This window comes from Acinetobacter sp. ANC 4558 (assembly GCF_002135375.1).
Lineage (GTDB): Bacteria > Pseudomonadota > Gammaproteobacteria > Pseudomonadales > Moraxellaceae > Acinetobacter.
This window is the reverse complement of record NZ_NEGH01000009.1, coordinates 165,037-187,537: the sequence shown is the minus strand read 5'-3', so window position 1 is coordinate 187,537 and position 22,501 is coordinate 165,037. Positions and strand designations below refer to the sequence as shown.

Sequence of the window (22,501 nt, the reverse complement as noted above, 5' to 3'; positions counted from 1 at the left end):
GGGATATAGGAGTCTGTCAAAATTGCTTTAAGGTTAAGGAAATAGACCAGCATTAATTAAAAATATGGTAATCAAGGGAATTTGAGTTGTTTGTAAAACGCTATTAGTGACATATATCTTAGTAGGAATGGTAGATTTCTTTATTGGTTGTGATGCAATAAGTCGCATTCGACTATCTAGTCTTTTGTATCATTATTTTTCTAAATATAGGTTTTTATCTAATTTATAATTAAAATAATTAAATATTTTTTGAAAAGAAATAACACCAAGCATGAGTGGATATACCGCTTCTTTTACTGTTATTAGGCCTGATAATCAACGATATGAATTGAAGCAATGTCGAATGGATTATAGCAAGAGAGTTATTTATACAAAGGATTTGAGTATTAGTATTCAGCAAGGTGATAAATTATTTAAACAGAATAAGGATGGTTATATAGAATCTTATTTAGTGATACATGTACGTGCAAAAATAGCACTAAATGGGGTTGTTGCGATTCATATACTACAATTCTAATTTATATGAAAAATTATGTAATATATTGTCAGGTTTTTGTTTGTTTTTTGTGATATAAGATAGTCATAACTAATTAATTATAAACATTATTATGAATAAGTATGATGCAACTCTCACGGTTTTTGGGTTTAACGAGAATAAATATAAATTAAGCCAATGTAAAATTGATATTCGGAAAAAAATAATCTATACAAAGGATTTAAGTACAGAGGTTAAAAATGGTTATTGGCTTATTAGAGAATTTAATACGGGCTATTCTGAACGTTACTTGGTAATACATGTGTGTAAGAAAGCTTCACTGAAAGATGTTAATGTGATTCATATAATGAGATTTTAAAAAATATCTACAGAAAATATTGAAGCCACTCTGAGGTGGTTTTTTTCCTCTCTAGAGGAAATAGACTAATTTTTTCCACTGAAATTAATATTAAAAAGTAGTTTTTCTGTAAAAATATGAGATAAATTTGACTTCAGCTAATAACATTGCGTTTTTTTGTAAAAATGAAACAGTATCATGAGTAATTTTCAAATTTTGAGTGAATCTTTAGACAATGCTGAATTATTAAAAAAATTACATCATGCAATTGATGAGTATCGTCTTCCAATTACCTCAAAAGATGATCTAAATAGTCAAATAGTAGAGATTGAAAAGTATCTTGGTGGTAATGAATTTAGTAATCTCAATGCAAAAACAAAATTTGCAAACTTAGGAACGGGACTGTTAGGACTTCCTGTTTTAATTTACTGTTTATTTCTTTTCGGGAGTCGTTATGCAAACAGCTTTGGATTCAACATTGATGCGGCTGCATTTAATCATTCATTATTTATGTTGGTGATAAACTATTTGTGGATTTTGATTATTTATGCTTTGTTATTTATTGGGTTGGTTGCGTATTTCTATAAATTAAATAAGCAAGTTAAAGCGAAAATCTATTCAATAGTAAACAAGCTATTTACTATTTTGAATTAAAAATTATGAAAATCACCTTCGGGTGATTTTTTATGGGTGAAATATGGAAATTAACCAATACAAAGCCCTAACCAATAAGAAGCCACTCAAGCCAAAACTAAGAAATAGACCACTGCCTAAGGCAACTCAAAAATATTTAGAAGCTGAAGAAACCTTATTTCAAGAATTAGAAGAACATCTCATTGGTTATCGCAGAAAATTTCAATTTGAATCAACTCGAAATTGGCGCTTTGATTTTTATATTGTGAAACTAAATCTTCTTATTGAGATTGTGGGTAGTCCGTGGGCTGTAGGCCGTGGTGGAAAAAAGATAGCGAATTCATTTAATAAGTATGATCTTGCTGAAGATATGGGTTACAAGATTGAGCGGTTCCATCCTGATTCTATTTATTCGGGTTATGTGATTCAAAAGATATTAAGCAGAGTAGAAAAATAAAGCTTCACATCCACTATGTGAAACTTTATTAGTCTTTAAATTAAATCAGTTATATCTTACTTTTTGTTAGGCACATTTTGATTAGGTTGAACTCCTTTATCTTTTTGATCAGTGCTTGGTGGTGGCGTATTTGCCGGGGTGGGGTTTGGTTGGGAAGATGGTACGTGTTCTTTCACTTGTTCGTTAGTTTGAACATTTGATGCTTGATGACTAGCTTTAGTTGAAAAATTTTTAAAATCTGACATTTTAATTCTTCTTTACTTTGTGAAGGAGTATTCACCTTACGGATTTAATGACACTTACACTAAGGCAATTATGGGAGTCGTGAGTGGATATTTGTTGTGTAGTGAGTGTTTATATCGACATGATATTTCATTAATAAATTCAGCTATATATTAGTTATTGATTTAGATTGCTTTAACTGAGTTTTTATTGTCCTGTGAATTCAAGTATGGCTACATAATCTGCACAAAATATAATTATTTATAATATCTTGGTGAGAATTACTATGGACCAAATCAGACCATTTCCACCGACGGATCTCATTGATCAAGCTGAGGAAGAAGAAGCTATTCGTTTGGCTCCTGCAATCGATTTAAAAGAATGGGTTGTTACTAACTTTTTAACGGTTGGCGGTCACTTACATAATCCTGATCATGATCATATTGCTGAGCTCTTACATGACAATGAAGAGTTCTTAGCCTTTGCATGGGCATCATCTGCCGCCGTGGCTAAGAAACGCATGGTATTGGGTCAATGTGAAAAGGTGATGTTTAACCAAGGTGGGTGGAAAAAGGCACGACAAGAACAACAAATGCGTGATTGGTACGGCTTTGTACCTCAATACTTGGTTACGGTTGATGCTTCATTCTGCGAACAAGCCACTGATCATGATTTCTGTGCCTTGATCGAACATGAGTTGTATCACATCGGCGTTGAACGAGATGAAGACGGTGAAGCGATTTACAGTGAAATGACGGGCTTACCTAAACATTACTTAGCTGGTCACGATGTTGAAGAATTCTACGGCGTAGTGAGACGTTGGGGAGCGAGTGAGAATGTAAAACGCTTAGTCGAGATCGCCAAAAATCCGCCGTTTGTATCTGATTTTAATGTATCTGCGTGTTGTGGGACATGTGTAATAGGATAGTTTCAAATTTTTTTGCTCACTTTCCTTGATGTACCTTGATGGATGGTGGTTTATGGCAAGGCTTAAAAAACTAGAAAAAGTCTTTATTGTTCGGTCACTTGCACAGTTTATGACACCGACTGAGGTAGTAAAGGACATCAAGGAAAAATTCAACATTGATGTATCTCCACAACAAGTCGAAACATATGATCCAACAAAAGTTGCAGGTGCGGACTTATCACAAGAATTTATTGATTTATTTAGTGAGGCGCGTAAAGAGTATTTAGCTCAACCTATACATAACATTGTAGGGGCGAATGACATCACTCAATTGCAGATTCTCAGCGATCTCTTAATGTCTAAGAAAAGTAATACTGTATTGGCAATTAAGCTTATTGATCAGATTCAAAAAATAGTCAAAGGACATTACGAGAAAAAAATAGAAATCACAGGCAAAGATGGTGGACCACTTGAATCGATTCAAACAGCTGTATCTGTGCCTAAAGAAGATTATCTCAAAGCTCGGCAGGAGGTTGTGGATGACTACTGACCCTGCACGTGACTTGGCAATTGAAATTGAAGCTAAAGAAGATTTATATTTTTTCACACGCTATATGTTCAAAGAACGTCGTGGCTATAAATGGATGCATAACTGGCATCATCGTGAAGTGTGTGATGCTTTGATGAAAGTGTATAACGGCGAAATTAAACGACTGATTATTAATATTCCGCCACGTTATTCTAAAACTGAAATCGCCGTGATTAATTTTATGGCTTGGGCATTGGGTAAAAATCCAGACTGCGAGTTTATTCATATCAGCTACTCAGCTATGCTTGCTGCAAACAATGCATTCCAGACTCGCAACTTAGTACAAGAAGAAGCTTATTTAAAAGTCTTTCCCGATCTAAAGTTACGTGATGACAGTAAAGCCAAAGATAACTGGCGCACGGCGGCAGGTGGAGTGTGCTATGCCACAGGTACTGGCGGTACCATTACAGGTTTTGGTGCCGGTAAGATGCGACAAGGTTTTGGTGGATGCATCATTATCGATGACCCACACAAGGCAGATGAGGCATCATCTAAAACTATTCGTGAAGGTGTGATTGATTGGTTCCAAAATACACTTGAATCTCGTACCAATTCACCAGATACCCCAATCATTGTCATTATGCAGCGTTTGCATGAGGAAGACTTAGCAGGATGGTTGTTAGGTGATAGAAAGGACGGCGTAGCTGTTGCAGGGGGAAATGGCGAAGTATGGGAGCATATTTGCTTATCTGCGATTCAAGAAGATGGCTCAGCACTCTGGCCAGCCAAGCATAATATACAAAAACTCACACTAATGGAAAAAGCTGCGCCGTATGTTTTTGCAGGGCAATACAGACAGCGTCCAGCACCACCAGCAGGTGGTTTTTTTAAGCCTGATGAAATTGAAATTGTAGATGCATTACCGGTAGGGATTGTTAAAAAGACCCGTGCATGGGATTTAGCCAGTTCAGAAGGTGAGGGTGCTTATACCGCAGGTGTTGGTATGGCAAGTGCCAGTGATGGATTCACTTATATCTTTGGTATAGAGCGTGAACAGCTTGGTCCCGAGAATGTGAATAAACGTATTAAAAGTACTGCGGATTTAGACGGAACCTCTGTCACGGTGCGATTACCACAAGATCCTGGTCAAGCAGGGAAATCACAAGTCAAATCATTTACTAAGCTCTTGGCTGGTTACAACGTTGTTGCCCTGCCTGTATCAGGCGATAAGGTCACACGTGCACAGCCATTCGCAGCACAGGTCAATGTAGGCAATGTTCGAATGCTTCGTGGTGATTGGAACAAAGAATTTAAGGATGAGCTGAGAAACTTTCCAAATGGTAAATATAAAGACCAAGTGGATGCGGCTTCTGATGCTTTTAATGATTTATATGAAGGCTTTACGCCGTTCTTTCCAACAATGGGGTTTGCTCGATGAGTGATGTCACTTTTAAACATCCTGAATATGTAAAAAATCTCTTGTTGTGGGAACAAGTCGATGATGTCTGTAAAGGGCAGAAAGCTGTTAAAGACAAAAGAGAAAGTTATTTACCTCGCAATAATCCACAAGATACAAGTGCGGAAGCACGGGGCTTTTATGATTCATATCTTCAACGTGCAGTCTTTTACGGCGTGACAGGTAAAACCTTAGGCAGTTTGGTTGGTGCAGCCTTTGCCACCGATCCGACGTTTAAATATCCGACTGAATTGGAACATTTAGAGCGTAATGCCAATGGTTCAGGTGTCAGTCTGTATCAACTTTCACAATCCACGATACGTCATGTGTTGAAGCATTATCGCTGTGCGCTATATGTTGATTTCCCTGATGTTGGACCATCACGCAATCGTGCTGAGGAAAAGATCAGACAAGCCTATCCCATGATTCATTTGCTTAGTGCAAAAGCTGTGATTAATTGGGATACGATTACCATTGGCAATCAAACAAAACTCAATTTGGTTGTCATTAGTGAAAGTGTCTCTGAGCGTGGTCAAGATGGTTTCAGCATAGAATCAAAACAGCAGTATCGCGTGTTACGTTTAGAAGATGTTGGATTAGGTGAGTTTGTTTATACCATTGAGGTGTATACCAAGTCTGATAAAGGGATTTGGACTGGCAATGGTCGTAAAATCCCAACAGATTATAACGGCGATACATGGAGTTATATCCCATTTACCTTTGTCGGTGCGGTTGATAACTCAGCACAAATTGACAATGCGCCATTACTTGAACTTACAGACCTGAATCTTGCGCATTACCGTGATAGTGCTGACTTTCAGGAATCAGCGTATTACATGGGACAGCCTCAATATTATGTTACTGGCGTGGATTGGGCATGGTTTAAAGAGGCGCGAAACAACGGTGTTTATGTAGGCTCTAAGACATTGATGCCAATACCCATGAATGGAACATTAGGCATTGCACAAGTTCAACCCAATACACTTTCGCGTGAAGCCATGAAAGATAAATGGCAGCAGATGAAAGAAATGGGTGCACGCTTAGTTGAGAAAGGTTCAGCCAGTAAGACCGCAACTGAGGCAGATAATGATGACGCCATTCAACATTCAGTCTTGTCTTTATGTGTGGTGAATACTAACGAAGCTATATCGGTTGCATTACGTTGGTGTGCCAAGTTTGTCATGCCGAATGTGGATGTACTGACCAAGGATGATTCTATCTTTGAAATCAGCCAAGAATTCAGTAAGCAAGGTTATCTGGCTGATCTCTCCCGACAGCTCTTTGAAAGCGCCGTACAAGGTCATAGTTCATTTAAATCATGGTGGGAATATAACCAGTCTGGCATGTTCCCGAAACAGACCTATGAAGAAGAAAAATTGAACTTAGAAACTGAGCGTGAAGGAAAGCTTGATTTAACAGGTGAATGATATGGCCAAGAATAAAGATGATTCATTATTAGATTCAATTATTCGTCACCAAGCTTACCTGTATCGGCTTTCATCTCATGAAGTCATGGAAATCTTAAAACAGTTCAACCGTGAATCGAATGCAATGGTTTCACAGCTTCGTGATTTGCTTGATGAATTAAGTGAATCAGAAAAGACGGCGCTATCAGGAGCAAGATATACAACAGTAAAACTCAAGGAAGTTAAGCGTATTTTGGATGATTGGCAAGATGCGATTGTCACGGCGTTGCCTGAATCATTTGCGGTGTCTGGTGTTGCTTTATCTGTTTATGAAGCAAATTACCAAGCTAAAATCTTAGGAAAGAAAATCAAAGAACCTCAGGGCGAAAAAATATTTAATCAGGCATGTAAAAAGCCATTTTCTGGTGGGGCATTGATTGACCAGATGTTCACAGATATGGCTGAAAATACACGTCGCCGTGTTGAATATGCGATACGTGATGGGATTTCCCAAGGGCAAACGAATCAGCAGATTACCCAGCGAATCAAGGGGACTTCTAAGCTGAAGTATGAGGATGGAATTTTAAACCAGTCTCGGCAATCGATTGATATGGTTGTTCGAACAGCGCGAAGTCATGTGAGTAATACCGCGTATGATGAAACCTATCGGGCATTAGGCGTTAAAAAGCTCAAAGTATCAGCCACACTGGACGGAAGAACATGTAAGTTTTGTGCATCTGAAGACGGCAAGGTCTATGACATTGATGATCCGAGTCGTCCGCAGTTTCCAGTACATCCACGGAATCGAACGGTCTATGTTCCATATGTTGAAAATGAAGATGAAAAGTTCGTAGGAAAACGCCCTTATGTGATTAAACCAGGTGATGCTGGTCAAGTCAGTGCCAATACTGATTTTAAGGAATGGTTTGCTGTGCAGGATGAAAGCTTTCAGCGTGAATGGTTGGGTAAAAAGCGGTTTGAGCTTTATAAAAACGGCGATTACACAATTGAAAAGTTTCTAGATCCTGAAGGTAAGCTTTATACGCTTAAGGAGTTGGAAGCACTGGACAAGCAAACATTTAAGGGGTTGGGGTTGTGATAAAAATTTATGAAGTTGGAACCTATGAGCAATATGAGGAAGGATTTCATGCGTTTTATCGAACACAAGATGAATGTAAAGCTCTTAAGGTATTAGAACTCGCCCAAACATATTTAAAAAATGCACCACATGAATTGGGCTCTCATCATTCAGATGAAGAGTTTCAAGTATTCAAAGATCAATGTAGAAAGTTAGATTTAGACTTTCAGAGAGAATCTAAAGCTAAGGATTTTTTAATATCAAGATATTTTAATGACTTGTATACGATAGAAATACGGAGCTTTGAAACGAATGATTAAATTAACCACATCTGTTTTAGATATTAATGAGATTAGCTACATATTAAGCATGGATCTAATTCTTCCACCATTTCGAGCGAATGCGCTGCGCCGTCAAATGATGTTGCTTAGCTTAGGGCAAGAGAGACGAAAGGCAGTGGTGTTATGACAAAAGTTAAAACTCGACCACTGGTCGTTAAGCGTATTGGTAATGGGTTGGCTCTACACGATGAGCAAACAGGCGAACTATTGCAAGGACAGACATCTGTGGTGCTTGAGAGTCATTCAGGCATGCCACCAAAAGTCACAGTCACTTTTGATGCATGGGGAGCACACGGCGTTCGTTTTGAAGATGAACCACGATTAGAGCAGTAACTTATTGAATAAACCACGGAGCCAGTAGGCTCTTTTTTGTGAGTAAAGAAATGGAAAACCAACATCGTAAAATTACAGGTTATCGTGAGCTTAATGCTGACGAAATTGCATTAATGAATGAGATCAAAGAACTTGGTCCACAAATTGATGCAGTGATTCTTAAAGTACAGACACATGTGCATAAGCAGCGTATGAAGGCATTGTATGGTCAGGAAGATTTTAAGCCTTCACAAAATACAGCAGTTAACCCATTAGACCCTGAAACACTAAAACGATTAGAAGATGCTACCCCTGAGCGTTTTGCTGCTATGGCAAAAACTGAATTTCAAACTGGCTTAATGTATCTCGTGCGCGCCGTTGCACAACCTACAACATTTTAAATAAACAATCCAAATCACAGCACCTTCCGAGGTGCTTTTTTAATGCCTGTAATTTACCAAAAAGGTCAAAGGACTTATGAAACTCAAATTAGATGAAAACGGCAATGTCGTTCTTCAAGATGGAAAGCCTGTCTATGTGCATGACGATGGTAGCGAAGTCGCATTTGATGCACCGCAAACGGTCGCAACAATCTCTCGATTGAATGGCGAATTGAAGACCACACGTGAAGGCAAAGAAAAAGCTGAAACCGCTTTAAAAGCGTTTGATGGAATTGATGATCCAGCTGCTGCTAAAAAGGCGTTGGCCACAGTTAAAAATTACGATGATAAAGAGCTTGTTGATGCAGGTGAAGTCGAAAAAGTCAAAGCCGAAGCGATTAAAGCAGTAGAAGAAAAATATGCTCCGATCGTGCAACAGCGTGATGATCTTCAAAATCAGTTACACGGCGAACTTATCGGTGGTGGTTTTGCTCGATCACAAATGATCAAAGACAAAATCTCGGTACCAGCCGACATGATTCAAGCGCAGTTCGGACGTAACTTCAAAGTTGAAAACGGCAAAGTGGTTGCTTACGACAACAATGGCCAACAAATTTTCTCGCGTGCACGTCCTGGTGAATTAGCTGACTTTGATGAAGCACTTAACTTGCTTGTTGATGGCTATCAATTTAAAGACCAAATCTTGAAAGGCGGTCAAGGTAATGGAGGTGGTTTTGGGGGGCATGGCAATCCAAATACAGGATTAAAGCGTAGCGAAATGGATGCTAAAGCAAAAGCGGATTACATCCGATCTCATGGGCAAGAATCATATTTAAAACTTGAAAAATAAGGAGTCATCATGACTACAACTGTAAATAGCGACATGATTATCTATAATCAATTGGCGCAAACGGCGTATTTAGAACGCTTACAAGACAATTTAAATGTTTTTAACGAAGCATCTAATGGTGCAATTCGTTATGTAAATGAAGTGATTCAGGGTGATTTCAGTCAGAAGTCATTTTATCGTGTAGGCGGAAGCATTGAACATCGTAATGTAAATTCGACCGCAAAGGTAACCAATAAAAAGATTAGTGCAGGGGAATCTGTTGGTGTAAAAATTCCATTTAAATATGGTCCATATGCTTCTACAGAAGAGGCGTTTAAACGCCGTGCACGTTCTCCTGAGGAGTTTGCAGAAATTATCGGTTACGACTTGGCGGATGCATTGGTTGCTGGTCGCTTGCAATACAGCTTGACGGCGCTTAAAGCAGCAATCACAAGCAATCCTAGTATGGTTGCAAAAGGAAGTATTGCGACTGATGGTCGAAAAGCTCTTACTAAGGGGATGCGTAAATTTGGAGACAAGTTTGGGCGCATTTCACTGTGGGTTATGAATTCAGATACATATTTCGATATTGTTGATGAAGCACTAACTAATCAGATTTACGGTGAATCTGAAATTGTTATTTATGGTGGATTACCGGGGACATTAGGCAAGCCAGTTCTAGTAACTGACTTGATTGAAGATGATGATGCGTTTGGCTTACAAGCAGGTGCGGTCACAGTCACTGAGTCTCAAGCACCGGGTTTTCGTGCGTACGACATCAATGATGAGGAAAACTTGGCAATCGGTATGCGTGCTGAAGGTACGTTTAACCTTGATCTACTCGGTTATTCTTGGGATACATCCAAAGGTGCAAATCCAGAACTTGCATTGCTTGGTGCTGATGCAAATTGGAAGAAACATGCAACCAGCAACAAAATGACAGCTGGTACATTGCTTGATCTTTCTGGCAAATAATAATGATTAGGGCTTTATAGCCCTTTTTTTGTGAGAAAAAAATGAAAATTATTTATGCAAAGAAAAGCACTGGTATCAATGAAGATGGATTATTCATGAATCCCAAATACTTTGAGCGTCCAGATAGTAATGCCTCATCTGTCGTGATTTATGGTGATTATCCTGAAATTAAAGCAGCTTATGCAGAATTAGGGGTTACTGCTGAAGTGCGAGGTATTGTTGAAAAATCTTCAATTGCCAATATTTCAATAGCTGAAAAAGAACAATCTCATGCACAGCTTAAAGGCGTTGTGCCACAAGATGTTTACGATGAAGTATATAAGGATCGTACACGGCTAGAACAAGAAGTTGTTGGTATTAAAGCTGACTTGGAAAAAGTCACTGGTGAGCGTGATGCGTTGATCATTCAGGTGGGTGAATTGCAAGCCATTATTGATAGTGCTCAGTCTGCCAATGATGCACCTACCGCCGTTGAGACTGAACAAGCGGTACAGGAAAATCAAGTGACACCAATTGATTATTCAGCTTGGACCATTGAGCAAATCAAAGTATTTTTAGCTGATAAAAATATTGGCTTTAAAGCATCTTCAACTAAGCCTGAATTATTGGCACTCATTCCGAAGGGATAACATCATGAGCTTTATCACAATTGAACAAGCAGAAGCGATTTTAGGGGCAGATTTCGCCGATGATGGTGATAAAGCTCGTCTTGTTTTACTCGCAAATACATGGATGAAGAAAAATGCAGGTCAAAGTTTTGATCCAGTGCCATATGATCTTCAAGTAGCTGCATGTGAAATCATCAAAGGGATTCAAGCCAAAGCCATTTATAACGGTCAAAGCCAAGCCTTAAAGAAAGAAAAAGTTAAGGCAGACGGCGTAGAGTCCGAAGAAGAATATCAAGATGGTAGTGTGACCATATCAAGTTATGAGCAAATTGCACTGGATTTGATTGCATCCATTGAAGTGGATCAACCTAAAACGCCGTATGGCATTTATTTAACACGGGTGTGATATGGGACTGCGAGATAAGATTCAAGGTAAATTAGCCAAAGCTTTTGACAACAAGCTTTCTGACGCCGTGTATTCCTTTACCTGTGAACGAATTATCAATAGCGGTACGTACAATCGAATTACGGGTCAATACGAAAATAAAGATGCCTTAACGTATTCAGGTCGTGGTGTATTGTTTGGTAGTTATAACCAGTATGAAGTGCAGAATCTAGGTGTGTTGGCAACGGATAAAAAAGCCACTTTGCTACAAAATGAAGTCACGGCGGAACCATTAATCAATGATGAGTGGATAACGACAGAGGGCAGATTCAAAGTGATTTTTAAAGGACAAGATCCAGCCAAAACCATTTGGAAAGTACAGCTAAGAAAAGTGTAAGTGAGGGCTTTATGGCTTGGACAAATAACCCTGTCAATTTCATTAAAGAAATAGAAAAAGACTTATGCGATCGACAAAAGAAAATAGCCATTGATGCCTTACGGGGTGTGATTGAAGCATCACCAGTGGATTCAGGAGCATTTAAAGGAAATCACCGTTTAAGTATCAACACTGAAGATCATGGCTTTGATCCTAACATCAGCGATAAAGCTGGTTCGAGTGCATTATCAAAAGGCTTATCTGTTCTTGCTCAGCTTGTACCGTACTCAACAGTCTATATCCAAAACAATGCGCCGTATGGACCTACATTGGAATACGGCGGGTATTCTAATCCTGTGAAGAAAGGTAGTTGGGTGAAAGGCAAAGGCTTTGTCATTAAATCGGCAGATGGTTACTCCAAACAAGCACCTTTAGGTATTTACGGTGTTACCTTTACTTTAATCAAAGAGAAATACAAATGATGACACATGAGCAAGCTCGACAAGCTTTTATGACGTTGATCGATAGCTTTGATTACTTAGATCAGTCTCTAATTTTTACTCAAAATCAAAAGATGGGAAATGATCAGCCATTTGAACCACCAGAGCATGGCTTATGGTGTGAGGTTTCTATTCAAAATGCGCCGTCTTTTATCGCCAGTATTGGGAATAAACCATGCACAAGAACAGTTGGTAATTTAATTATTCAGTGTTTTGAGCGTTTAAATAACGACACGGTTGAATTAACTAAGCTTGCTGATGCATGGATCGAACACTTGCAATTTAAGCAAATCAGTCACCTAGAAATACTTCAAGGCTCCGTGATCAATGTGGGGAGGGTAGGAGATTTTCTTCAGGGTAAGTCTGGTGACTTTTATCAGTTTAATGTGATTTTTGAATATCGAATTAATTAATCAACTCTTTTTCTAAACCGTCCTCCTTGGGCGGTTTTTTTATGCCTGAAAAATGGCAAGCACTGGCTAGAACGACGGTTTGAAAAGCGTATTTTCATGTTCATACGCCTGCCAGTTTTTTATTTTGAACATGTGTATAAGAGGAAATCTTATGAACATGATGTCAACGTTAAATTTAAGAGCGGTAGTCACAGCCGATAATGGTGAACCTACAACAACCAGTTACGCAGTAGGGCAAGCTTTTAATAAGCGTCATTCCGATGTGCTTAGAGCAATTAAAAATATGAAGTGCTCTCAAAAGTTCCGTGAACGCAATTTTGCGTTTACCTTAGAAAACAAACAGATAGGTAACACAAAAAGAAATACTGGTTTTTATACAATGACTGAGCGTGGCTTTATGTTTCTTGTGATTGGTTTTAATGGCGAAAAAGCTGATGCAATTAAAGAATCATTTATTGATGCATGTCTGTGTGGTTTTCATACCCACAAAAAGCAAAAAGCCAAGAATTCGCAGTTCTTGGCTTGTGCTGTTTATATCCCAAAGGAATACAAACATAAATGAAGTTAAACAATAGTAACACTAAACCCGATATCAGTATAGAGGGAAAAATGAGCGAAAAAGATACAGGAAAGGTAGCCATTATCATGGCATGGGGTAAATCAATATCTCTTGTTGTTGGTAGCCTAGCAGGCGCAGTAGTAGCTATTTCAGCAGTTATTAAATTGATTACTTAATCAAGTAAGTCTAATCCCATCCACCTCCTTAAAGGAGGTTTTTTTACGTCTAAATTAAGGAGAGCTCAATGAGTTCTGGAGCTAAAATCCGCCTCTTTTATGCAGAGGAAAAAACACCCGAGGTCTTACCTGATACACCCATATGGAAAACCGTCCGCCGTGTGACAGATGGACTTTCAGAGTCTGTGACAACTGAGACTTCATCTAGTGTTGCTGATAATCGCTTTCGTCAAGGTGGACTTGCAACTGAAGCAGAAATTACAGGTAGCTTAGAGGTAGAACTATCAGTCGGTCTATTTGATGACTTTTGGTCAGCCGTTGCCATGAATGAATGGGATGATCAAGGCGTACTCTTATTTGGTGGAGATGTTCGCAAGACATTTACCCTGGTTAAAGTATTTGAAGATATCGGACAAATCTTTATTTATCGTGGTATCCGTATCGGTGAAGCCTCTTTATCCATTGCAACCACAGGAAAGATCACGGCGAACTTTGGAATGGTTGGGACTATTTTTGAAAGAAGTTCTACCAGTCCTGTAATTAACCCATTACCTGTACCCGAAGATGTCTTAATTTCAGCATTGAATGTCGGTGATTTAAAAGTAAATGGTGAAACGGTTATTGGGAAAGCATGTATGCAGACGCTTGAGCTTTCTATCAATAATAATCTTGAAGCGATCCGCTGTATTGGTTCTAAACGCCTCACAGCGACCACGTACCTTGAAAAGATCGTAGATATCACAGTCAACACGCAGTACATGTTCTCAGCGCAATCAGCATCGTACTTAGACTATGTTAAATCACGCGACACAATGCCATTAGAGTTTTCAATTGAAGATGAGGGTGGTGGTAATGGATATGCCTTTGAATTTCCGAAACTCGAAGTATCAGAAGCGAACCATCCAGACGGTGGCGGTGAAGACACTATTACATTGGATGTGAACTTTAACCATATTCGTGTATCACCAAAAATTACACGTTTGAAGCTGTAAAAACTTTATATGAAATACAGAAAAGCAAAAAGCCCGTGACTGCAATCATGGGCTTTTTTATTTCCAAAACTTAAATAAGGATCAGAAAAACATTTATGTCCGACAAAGATAACCGATTTACCTTTAAGTTTCTAGGAGTGTTTACTGTGGAAATTGTAAAAGTTACCCCTAAAGAGGTTCGTAAAACGATTTGGCATGCAGCATTAATTATTTTTATTTGCATCCTTTTAATTCGTTTTCCTTCATATATGGACGCTATTCGTTGGTGGTGAAAATGAGTGAGCAAGGTGTGGATCAAGCAGGAATTACACTTGCAAATGCAGCAAAAATTGCAGCGATTCTCTTTGGAACATCAGCACTAATCAGTGCATTAGGCTTTGCCTATAAAAGCATATTCAATTAATAGCCCGATAAAGGGCTTTATTTTTAGGATCAAAGAACCATGGCATTAAAAGTCGAAATTCAAAAGAGTGAAAATATTTCCCTTTGGAAAGAATATAAAGATGAAGAGGGTAATATTCTTGCCGAGTTTAAAATACGTGGACAGTCTTACAAGCCTTATCGTGTGGCCTTAGAGCGTGCGCAAAATCAAGTCGCGCATAAGGGTTATGATGTACCGATGGCACGTGCTGAAGATAAGCTTTATCACGAGTTACTATTAGAAGCCACAGCCTGTCATTTGATAGAAGACTGGAAAGGTGTTGTTTTCATTGAAGACGGTCAAGAGATTGAACAGACCTATTCAGCAGAGAATGCAACCAAGCTGTTAAATATGGGTGATATTGGTGTTGCGATTTGGGGCTTTGTGATGTCACATGCAGAGAAAATTCAAAACGAAGCAGATCAGGTTAAAGCTGATATCTTGGGAAAGTCACAGCCCTCTACCAATGGCACAGCTCAGACATCGGGAAGACGGAACACCAAAAGAAACAACTCCAAGCGTTAGGGGTAAAGATTCCTGAACCTCCTGAATATAGCTATGTGGCCAATGTGATTTTAAGCGCCTTTAATGTGATTGCTCGATCACGTACATATGAAACTGGTGTTGCTTTACCTTTAGACAGTAGCATGATTGAAGCTTACCTCAATCTTCATGATGCGCCGTGTGAAATGCATATTTTTGTTGAGAGTATTTTTGTCCTGGATAATCTGTTTTTAGACAAGGTTCATAATAGAAGCTAGCAATTAGTTGGTTTCTTTTTATATTCAAAATGTTACATTACAGTGATTTCTTTTAGCGTGAATATTCGATGATTAAGAAAGCTCTTTTAGTATTATGTGCGACCAGCACTTTTATGATTTCAAGTTCTGCCTTGGCGGAAATTTCATGTGAGGCTGAAGTTGAAAAAGTGAATCAATTATTAGGTCAGCAGGGTTTAACACCTATTAGAGATACATCAACTTTAATAAGAACTATAAGAACTTTTGATAAGACTGATCGACTACCAATTGATTACGTGACTAGTCAGGAGGCTAAAAAGATGGGTTGGTCTGGGGATCCAAAAGATTCGTTATGGTTTGTTTGGGCATTAAATAAGAAAATTATTGGTGGGGATGCTTACTCTAACGCAAACTTACCTTCTAGGTATTCATGGATATCAGTTGATTTGGATTCTGTTCGAGGTATGAGATCAGATAAAAAATTGATTTTATCTGAAACGACTAGAAAAAAATTCATCACCACCAATAATTATCGAAGTTTTGTTGAATTAGCACCATGTCGATAAATTATAAATAACCATGAAAAATACCATTCTTGGGAGAGTATTTTTGTCCTGGATAATTTGTTTTTAGACAAGGTTCATAAGAGAGACTAATGAGTGATTAGTTTCTTCTTTCTTGTTATATTCACAAAATATTAATATTTGAGAATATGTAATGCTGAAACTAATCGCTGAAGACTTTATTCAAGCTGATAAAATTGAAACTGTGTTACCTTTTTATAAAGAGTTGGTCGAAAAAACCAGAACAGAAGCTGGTTGTATATCTTATGAATTACATCAAGATATTAAGGACCAAGGACATTTCATATTTATTGAAGAATGGGTAGATCGAAATGCTTTAGATTTACACGTTGCATCAGAACACTTTCAACGATTAGTACCACAGATTGATCAATATAAAGTTAAAAATGGACGTTTTACCCATATGCGTAAATTGGAGATGTAGTCGCCTTAGGATAGCTTTATATATTCCTTTTTATTTTAATATTTAGAATGATTATTTTGGGGGAATTATTAACCACATATCTTGTATTATTAATGTTCTTCTATATACGGATTTAAGTGTTACACTGGGTGAAGTCCATCACTTTATATAAGGAGGGCTTTATGTGGTTATTATTTTTTGTTGTATTTGTTATAGGAATAACATTTTTTTTCATGGTTAACTCAAATGAAAAGTTTAAGTTATCTGGAAAATTTAGACATATTAAGAAAAATAAATTTCAGCATGAAATCAATGGCGGGAAAATCTATCAAGAATCTTTTATTCAACTTATTGGTCCTAAAATAAATAACTCTATAGAACAGATTGTTACAGCATTTTTGATCAGGGACTTCGATCAACAATATGCAGTAATGGTTTTGGTAAATGATCTAAAGCTCGGATACTTATTAGATGATGATGCTATTAAATTCATAAAGTTATTAAAGTTAAACAATTTATCGGATAACGCTGGAATCAATGTGCAAGCTTTAATATATGGTAATTGGAGAATAAATGGTGTAAATGACAGGTTTAGGATTAATTTAAATATTTGTAAGAATTTAAGTGATTCTGAAATCATATAATTACACCTACTTCGTAAGACTTTTTTTGTAGCTAATAATTCCAAAAAGTCTGTGGATGTTGTACATGAACTGGCTTATCGATTTATTTGGAAAATTTAAAAATAGTTTAAACTAATAGCGCCCTTTAGGCGCTTTTTTACGTCTAAAGGAAAGCGAAATGACAGAACAGAAAAGTCGTTTAGTTGTTGAGATTAGCTCAGAGCAAGCTAAGCGTAATGCTGAGCTTTTAAACCAAGAACTTGATAAATTATATGAAAAAGGTAATAAATCAAGCACTTCATCTGCTGCCCTAGGCAAAGAGTTAAAAACAACAGGCGAGTCAGCGAAATCACTAGGTGAATCCACTTCTAAAACCACCAAGGATTTAGCACAGCAAGAATCACAACTTAATAAGAATGGTTCTGCTGTGATGCAACTGGCGAAGTATGTAGCTGGTTATCTAACCATTAGTAAAGCGATTTCTATGGCAGACGGTTATACACAAACGGCTGCGCGTATCCGAAATGCAACCACAAGTACGCAAGAATATAACTTAGTTCAAGACCGCTTGTTGTCTACCGCAAATACAACCTTTCGTGCGCTCTCAGAGGCACAGGAGGTTTACTTGTCGATGTCAGGTGGAATGAAGTCATTGGGTTATAGCACAGCTCAAACACTGGATATGACAGATTCACTATCATTTGCCTTTACCGCGAATGCTACTCGTGCAGATCAAGCTCAATCTGCAATGGATGCGTTATCTAAATCGATGGCAAAAGGTAAAGTCGATGCAGATGCATGGATCTCAATTGTTACGGGTGCGGATAATGTCATTGCAGATATGGCAAAAACGACAGGGCGTTCTGAATCTGAAATTAGACAACTAGGTGCTACAGGAAAAATATCTTTAACTGAATTGATTAAAACACTCATTCAGACCAAGGATGCAAATGAAGCTTTGGCCAATAATATGGAAAACTCATTTGCGGATGGGATGCAAAAGTTATCTAACGCCGTAACTGAATATTTAGGTAAAGCAAATGAATCGACCAGTGCAACAGGGATGTTGGCAGCAGCACTCGGTACGCTGGCTGATAATTTAGATACCGTTTCCAATGTGGCCATGTTGGGTGGTGTTGCTTATTTAACCAAGGTTATTGCAACACAAACGCTTGCAGTTAGAGCATCTATATTGGCAAGCATCAATAAACGAAACGCTACGATTGCTGAGTTAGAATCGCAAGTTCGTTTATCTGCAGTAGAGGTGCAACGCACACGCCAAGTGACTGCCTTGGCTGCAACAGAGGTTAATCTTGCCCGTGCTGAATATAATTCTGCAACCACACGCAATGAAAGAGCAGCTGCAACGATACGTTTAACACAGGCTGAGATTGCTCATAACCTTGCAATGAAACAAACAACCATCGCAACGACTGCACAGACTGCAGCTCAAAATGCATTGAATACAAGCCAAGCAATAGGTTCCAGATTATTCAATTTAGTCGGTGGTGGTGTTGGCGTATTAACAATTGGTGTTGCTGCTTTAGCTGCTGGCTATATGTATATGCAAAGTCGGATTGCCCAAGCCAACAAAAAATTGGAAGAGCAAGCATCTGTTGCTAAAAAGGCGAAAGAGGAGTTATTAGCGCTTAAAGGGATTGAAAAAGACAATGCGATAGAGGATATGACAGCTTCATTTAAGCGTCAAAATGAAGCGTTAGCAGAATCAAGTACTCAGATAAATATTCAACTTACTGCAATTAAGCGTTTATATGCAGGAAATAAAGAAGTTGTTCAAGTGGTTGAGGATGCACAAAGTGGCACAATCAGCATGACGGAGGCATTAAAGAAGTTCAATGAACTGCGCATTAGTAAAGATATTTACAATGCATTAAAGGAAAATATTCCTCAGTTTATTAAATTTGCGAATGAAGCTAAAAACTCTAAAGAGAAATTAAGCCTCTTTGGAAAAGAAGCTGTATTGGCAGGACGTGATGCTCAAATTGGTGCTGTGGGCGTGGATGTTGGCAGTAAAAGCATGACTGAACATGAAAAAGCCACAAAAGCTGCTACACAAGCTCAGAAGGACTTTCGGGCATCATTGTATGATCAAGAATTTGATGCTGTTTTTACGAGGCAATTATTAGCGAAGAATGCCACTGAAGAGCAGATCAAAGTTATTTTAGAGGCTGCGAAATGGGCTCGAAAGAATAATGTGAAATTCACCAATGAATTGGCACAAGAAGCACTTCGAGTTCATGCAATTGAGCAAAAAAATAAAAATGTCATTGAGGGCAGGAATAAAGCTGAAAGGGACAGAACCAAAGAGTTAAAAGAGCAGGTAAGTATCTCAAAACGCTTGATCGGGATTTCTGGAAACTCTGGCATTGGTACAGGTGCTCATCTGGATGTCCGTTACGGTGGATCACGTGATGGGCAAAAGGTATCTAAAGAACATTTGGCAAGATTACAGGCAGGAGGAAAATCCTTATCATCGTATCGAGTCAGTTCGGATTATGGACAACGAAAAGCCCCAACAAAAGGGGCTTCTTCTTTTCATAAGGGAATTGATTTTGCGATGCCAGTAGGAACACCAATCACAACGAATGTCGCGGTGAAGGATGTTAAGACAGCTTACGATTCTAAAGGTGGTGGCTATTACAGCACTGTGACCTTTGAAGATGGTGTTGTATTAAAGCTTTTACATCAAGCACCATCCATGATGTCTAAAGTTAAAGGAGGAGCGAGCGAGGGAACACTTAAGGCTAATCAGGATATTGAGAAACAAGCTGAGGATGCTGCGAGAAATCAATTGCAATTAACACTTGCAGTTGCAGCTGAAAAGACTCGAATTGAAACTCAACTTGCAGAAGATATTAAAGACATTCGTAAAGCTGGATTCTCAACTGAAGAAGAGGGAAAACTCATTGCTCGATACAAAGAGCGTGCTGATAATGATATCGCCATTGCAAAATATGCTTTAAAAACCAAACTCGATGATTATGAGGATTTCCAAAAGTCAGAAGCTGAATTACTTGAAAAGAGTTTTGCACAGAAGAAATTTGCTGCAAGTCGTGATTTGGAATTGACTAAAGGTGAACGTAGTAAAGCGGTTGATCTTCTTAATCAGCAATTACTGCAAGAACAGGCTTATTTGGCTTTGGCAACTGAACAGCGTTTATTTCAGATCCAACAGGCTTATATGCATGAGGTTGATATCATGCAAGAGCGATATAGACTCGAACGCTTAGAAATTGCTAAAACAAAAGATCCAGAGCAACGAAGTAAATTATTGAATGCTTCATATCGTGCTGAAGATAACGACTATGAGACTAAGCGTAGAAATGTTCATAATGAATATCGAAGTATGAAAGCTCAACAAGATGGATCGAGTGAGTTTCTTCAATTGGACTTTGCAAAAGAAGATGCCCAAAAAACTATTGAAGAGAGCATTAAGTACAATTTAATCACTGAGGAACAGGCTAAAAGAGATCTTCTTCAAATTGAGGAGGATTATCAAAAAGCTAAGCTTCAGCTTCAATTAAATTATGGTGAACGTATTGCTGGATCGGTTACAGACAGTATGGCCACAATTTTTGGTGAGCAATCGGCTGCCTATAAAGCGATGTTTGCTGTACAAAAAGGCTTTGCAATCGCTCAATCTATGTTAGCGATCCAGCAAGGTATCGCAAATGCCATGTCGTTGCCGTTCCCAACAAATCTTGGTGCAGTTGCAATTGTTGCTGCTGAAACAGCCAGTATTTTATCTAACATTAAAGCAGTCACTATGACGGTTTCTGGTCGTAAGGAAGGCTATTTTAATGGAGGGTTTACTGGTGTAGGCGGCAAGTTTGATCCTGCTGGTATCGTGCATAGAGGTGAGGTTGTCTGGTCGCAGGACGATATCAAACGTTGGGGTGGTGTGAGTGTTGTCGAAGCCATGCGGACATCTAGACCATCGGGCTATTCAGATGGTGGTTTAGTCTCAACTAAGGATACACGCCGTGTGGGTTCTGGTGTTGCTGATGCGGTAAGTAGATCAGGAGATGAAAGTTTTGCATTAAAAGTGATCATCAATAATGCACCTGAAGGTACTACTGCAGAACGAGGAGCCGATGGTAATTTGTATGTCACGATTCCACAGGTTAAGCAGATGCTTAAAGAGTCTTGGGGAAATCTAGGTCAGGCAGGTTCTTTTGAATCCAAGCAAGTGTCTCGAAACTTCGATACTCGAAAGAGACTCGGATAAATATAAACCACCTTCGGGTGGTTTTTTTAATGGGTGCAAGTTATGCATAAATTACTTTATTGCTCCACCCAGTCGGGCTATTCAGCCCAATTGGGTGATGGTGTTATTTCACAAGAGTTAGATGGTGGTGCGCCAAGATATCGCCGTGCATTGAAAGGTAGTTATCACACCGCATCCGTGCAGTGGGTGGTTCAAGAAGAAGGCTATCAATATTTAATGGCTTTTTATCGAGTATGGGTTAGAAACCCAAGTCAGCGGTTCTTGGCAAAGCTGTGTATCGATAGTCCTGTTGTTGAAGATTATCAGTGTTATTTTTCAGGTAGTCCAAGGCTCACCAGTAAAGAAGCAGGGGTTTATACCGTTACTGCTGAATTTCGTGTGAAGCCGTTAAATATTGATCCAAGTTTAGATAATTCAATTGTTAATGCAGGTAGCGAAGGTGTGGATCTAAACGATCTTACAAACCCACTGGAAACACTGGTTAATGAAAGTTTGCCGAACGCTGTAGGAAAACTCTAATGGATTACACCTCATTCTTTTTAAACAGCTCAGGTGGCGTGGTTCAGCTTGAATGCATCGAAATATCTCATCCAAGTTTCACTAAAACCTTTCGGTATGTTCGAAATGATGAGGATGGGGTAAAAATTGGTAAAGATGTTTATCAATATCAACCAATGTCAATTAAACGTGCCAATGTTACCAATGATTTAGAACAGCGTTTATCAATCACCTTGGCAGATATGGAAGATGAATTCTCGGATGCCATTGATAATATTCTTCTATCGACCAGTTCGCGTGTGAAACCTAAACTGGTATTTAAGATGTATCGAGATGATGATTTATCCGCACCTATGAACGAAATACAAACCTTAGAAATCGCAACGATTTCAGGGGATAGCACTGGATTGGTGACGTTTGAAGCACAAGCACCTGAATTAAACGCTATTAAAACTGGTCGGCTGTTTACCTTTGAAGATTATCCGTTACTTAGGGGGATTTAGGCATAAAAAAACCTCGTTGTTGTGGAGACTCGTAACGAGGTGTGTCTTAAGAAACAAGGTGAATTAAGACTAGATTTTCATGATATTCCCAGTTTTTGTAAACGAATAGCAGA

At 38.6% G+C, this 22,501-nt stretch carries 31 protein-coding genes and 1 pseudogene; 31 read left to right on the top strand and 1 reads right to left on the bottom strand.

The annotated features are described in order from the left end of the window. Positions 1–1,031 precede the first annotated feature (1,031 nt). Together B9T31_RS12225 and B9T31_RS12220 are read left to right on the top strand one after the other, a co-directional pair. On the top strand, positions 1,032–1,487 hold the full coding sequence (locus tag B9T31_RS12225) for a DUF6097 family protein (RefSeq protein WP_086182224.1): 456 nt from the start codon (positions 1,032–1,034) through the stop codon (positions 1,485–1,487). A gap of 43 nt (positions 1,488–1,530) precedes the next feature. Further along, the gene (locus B9T31_RS12220) at positions 1,531–1,923 is read left to right on the top strand and encodes a hypothetical protein (RefSeq protein WP_086182223.1); all 393 of its coding nucleotides are present in this window, start codon (positions 1,531–1,533) and stop codon (positions 1,921–1,923) included. A gap of 56 nt (positions 1,924–1,979) precedes the next feature. On the opposite strand, the gene B9T31_RS12215 is transcribed toward B9T31_RS12220, so the two are convergent. After that, positions 1,980–2,168: a hypothetical protein gene (locus tag B9T31_RS12215; RefSeq protein WP_086182222.1), complete on the bottom strand. Its 189-nt coding sequence runs from the start codon at positions 2,166–2,168 to the stop codon at positions 1,980–1,982. A gap of 263 nt (positions 2,169–2,431) precedes the next feature. Between B9T31_RS12215 and B9T31_RS12210 the strand changes: the two genes are divergently transcribed. The 29 genes and pseudogenes from B9T31_RS12210 to B9T31_RS12090 all read left to right on the top strand — a co-directional run bounded on the left by B9T31_RS12210 (position 2,432) and on the right by B9T31_RS12090 (position 22,388). Then, positions 2,432–3,073, top strand: coding sequence for a putative metallopeptidase (locus B9T31_RS12210; protein WP_086182221.1), 642 nt, complete (start codon positions 2,432–2,434; stop codon positions 3,071–3,073). A gap of 52 nt (positions 3,074–3,125) precedes the next feature. Beyond that, complete coding sequence (locus B9T31_RS12205) at positions 3,126–3,602, top strand: DUF2280 domain-containing protein (protein ID WP_086182252.1); 477 nt, start codon at positions 3,126–3,128, stop codon at positions 3,600–3,602. After that, positions 3,592–5,019 (top strand): phage terminase large subunit, encoded by a 1,428-nt coding sequence (gene terL / locus B9T31_RS12200; protein WP_086182220.1) that lies wholly within the window; start codon positions 3,592–3,594, stop codon positions 5,017–5,019. Before B9T31_RS12205 ends, terL begins: the two co-directional genes overlap by 11 nt. Further along, entirely contained in the window at positions 5,016–6,464 is a 1,449-nt protein-coding gene (locus B9T31_RS12195) for a DUF4055 domain-containing protein (RefSeq protein ID WP_086182219.1), read from the top strand. Before terL ends, B9T31_RS12195 begins: the two co-directional genes overlap by 4 nt. 1 nt (position 6,465) lies before the next feature. Then, positions 6,466–7,542 (top strand): minor capsid protein, encoded by a 1,077-nt coding sequence (locus tag B9T31_RS12190; RefSeq protein WP_086182218.1) that lies wholly within the window; start codon positions 6,466–6,468, stop codon positions 7,540–7,542. After that, positions 7,539–7,841, top strand: a complete 303-nt coding sequence (locus tag B9T31_RS12185; protein ID WP_086182217.1) for a hypothetical protein — start codon at positions 7,539–7,541, stop codon at positions 7,839–7,841. Before B9T31_RS12190 ends, B9T31_RS12185 begins: the two co-directional genes overlap by 4 nt. Then, positions 7,834–7,989, top strand: coding sequence for a hypothetical protein (locus B9T31_RS17805; protein WP_171264749.1), 156 nt, complete (start codon positions 7,834–7,836; stop codon positions 7,987–7,989). Before B9T31_RS12185 ends, B9T31_RS17805 begins: the two co-directional genes overlap by 8 nt. Next, the gene (locus B9T31_RS12180; RefSeq protein WP_086182216.1) at positions 7,986–8,195 is read left to right on the top strand and encodes a hypothetical protein; all 210 of its coding nucleotides are present in this window, start codon (positions 7,986–7,988) and stop codon (positions 8,193–8,195) included. Before B9T31_RS17805 ends, B9T31_RS12180 begins: the two co-directional genes overlap by 4 nt. 50 nt (positions 8,196–8,245) lie before the next feature. Continuing rightward, positions 8,246–8,575 (top strand): hypothetical protein, encoded by a 330-nt coding sequence (locus B9T31_RS12175; protein ID WP_086182215.1) that lies wholly within the window; start codon positions 8,246–8,248, stop codon positions 8,573–8,575. A gap of 76 nt (positions 8,576–8,651) precedes the next feature. Further along, the gene (locus B9T31_RS12170; protein ID WP_086182214.1) at positions 8,652–9,404 is read left to right on the top strand and encodes a DUF6651 domain-containing protein; all 753 of its coding nucleotides are present in this window, start codon (positions 8,652–8,654) and stop codon (positions 9,402–9,404) included. A 9-nt stretch (positions 9,405–9,413) separates the two neighbouring features. After that, positions 9,414–10,358 carry a major capsid protein gene (locus tag B9T31_RS12165; RefSeq protein ID WP_086182213.1) on the top strand — a complete coding sequence of 315 codons (945 nt, stop codon included), beginning with the start codon at positions 9,414–9,416 and terminating at the stop codon, positions 10,356–10,358. 41 nt (positions 10,359–10,399) lie between these two features. Further along, on the top strand, positions 10,400–10,987 hold the full coding sequence (locus B9T31_RS12160; protein ID WP_086182212.1) for a hypothetical protein: 588 nt from the start codon (positions 10,400–10,402) through the stop codon (positions 10,985–10,987). A 4-nt stretch (positions 10,988–10,991) separates the two neighbouring features. Next, positions 10,992–11,372 (top strand): hypothetical protein, encoded by a 381-nt coding sequence (locus B9T31_RS12155; protein WP_086182211.1) that lies wholly within the window; start codon positions 10,992–10,994, stop codon positions 11,370–11,372. Between the two features lies 1 nt (position 11,373). Further along, on the top strand, positions 11,374–11,748 hold the full coding sequence (locus B9T31_RS12150) for a glutamate 5-kinase (protein ID WP_086182210.1): 375 nt from the start codon (positions 11,374–11,376) through the stop codon (positions 11,746–11,748). A gap of 11 nt (positions 11,749–11,759) precedes the next feature. Beyond that, entirely contained in the window at positions 11,760–12,209 is a 450-nt protein-coding gene (locus B9T31_RS12145) for a hypothetical protein (RefSeq protein ID WP_086182209.1), read from the top strand. Then, on the top strand, positions 12,206–12,640 hold the full coding sequence (locus tag B9T31_RS12140; RefSeq protein ID WP_086182208.1) for a hypothetical protein: 435 nt from the start codon (positions 12,206–12,208) through the stop codon (positions 12,638–12,640). Before B9T31_RS12145 ends, B9T31_RS12140 begins: the two co-directional genes overlap by 4 nt. 151 nt (positions 12,641–12,791) lie before the next feature. Continuing rightward, positions 12,792–13,103: pseudogene (locus B9T31_RS12135) on the top strand (Rha family transcriptional regulator); the annotation flags it as partial. 95 nt (positions 13,104–13,198) lie between these two features. Then, on the top strand, positions 13,199–13,375 hold the full coding sequence (locus B9T31_RS17800; RefSeq protein ID WP_171264743.1) for a hypothetical protein: 177 nt from the start codon (positions 13,199–13,201) through the stop codon (positions 13,373–13,375). A 68-nt stretch (positions 13,376–13,443) separates the two neighbouring features. Next, complete coding sequence (locus B9T31_RS12130) at positions 13,444–14,367, top strand: phage tail tube protein (protein ID WP_086182206.1); 924 nt, start codon at positions 13,444–13,446, stop codon at positions 14,365–14,367. 146 nt (positions 14,368–14,513) lie between these two features. Continuing rightward, on the top strand, positions 14,514–14,639 hold the full coding sequence (locus tag B9T31_RS18135; protein WP_265733386.1) for a hypothetical protein: 126 nt from the start codon (positions 14,514–14,516) through the stop codon (positions 14,637–14,639). Between the two features lie 2 nt (positions 14,640–14,641). Then, entirely contained in the window at positions 14,642–14,770 is a 129-nt protein-coding gene (locus tag B9T31_RS18130) for a hypothetical protein (protein WP_265733385.1), read from the top strand. A gap of 39 nt (positions 14,771–14,809) precedes the next feature. Beyond that, positions 14,810–15,313 (top strand): hypothetical protein, encoded by a 504-nt coding sequence (locus tag B9T31_RS12125; RefSeq protein ID WP_086182205.1) that lies wholly within the window; start codon positions 14,810–14,812, stop codon positions 15,311–15,313. 44 nt (positions 15,314–15,357) lie between these two features. Beyond that, on the top strand, positions 15,358–15,549 hold the full coding sequence (locus tag B9T31_RS12120; protein ID WP_228146031.1) for a hypothetical protein: 192 nt from the start codon (positions 15,358–15,360) through the stop codon (positions 15,547–15,549). A 68-nt stretch (positions 15,550–15,617) separates the two neighbouring features. Continuing rightward, the gene (locus tag B9T31_RS12115) at positions 15,618–16,094 is read left to right on the top strand and encodes a ribonuclease domain-containing protein (RefSeq protein ID WP_086182203.1); all 477 of its coding nucleotides are present in this window, start codon (positions 15,618–15,620) and stop codon (positions 16,092–16,094) included. Between the two features lie 151 nt (positions 16,095–16,245). Further along, positions 16,246–16,536, top strand: coding sequence for a putative quinol monooxygenase (locus B9T31_RS12110; protein ID WP_086182202.1), 291 nt, complete (start codon positions 16,246–16,248; stop codon positions 16,534–16,536). Positions 16,537–16,697: 161 nt separating this feature from the next. Next, positions 16,698–17,159 (top strand): hypothetical protein, encoded by a 462-nt coding sequence (locus tag B9T31_RS12105; RefSeq protein WP_086182201.1) that lies wholly within the window; start codon positions 16,698–16,700, stop codon positions 17,157–17,159. 157 nt (positions 17,160–17,316) lie between these two features. Continuing rightward, the gene (locus tag B9T31_RS12100) at positions 17,317–21,387 is read left to right on the top strand and encodes a tape measure protein (RefSeq protein ID WP_086182200.1); all 4,071 of its coding nucleotides are present in this window, start codon (positions 17,317–17,319) and stop codon (positions 21,385–21,387) included. Between the two features lie 42 nt (positions 21,388–21,429). Further along, positions 21,430–21,906, top strand: coding sequence for a hypothetical protein (locus tag B9T31_RS12095; protein ID WP_086182199.1), 477 nt, complete (start codon positions 21,430–21,432; stop codon positions 21,904–21,906). Next, positions 21,906–22,388: a DUF1833 family protein gene (locus tag B9T31_RS12090; RefSeq protein ID WP_086182198.1), complete on the top strand. Its 483-nt coding sequence runs from the start codon at positions 21,906–21,908 to the stop codon at positions 22,386–22,388. The genes B9T31_RS12095 and B9T31_RS12090 overlap by 1 nt, the downstream gene beginning before the upstream one ends. Positions 22,389–22,501 lie beyond the last annotated feature (113 nt).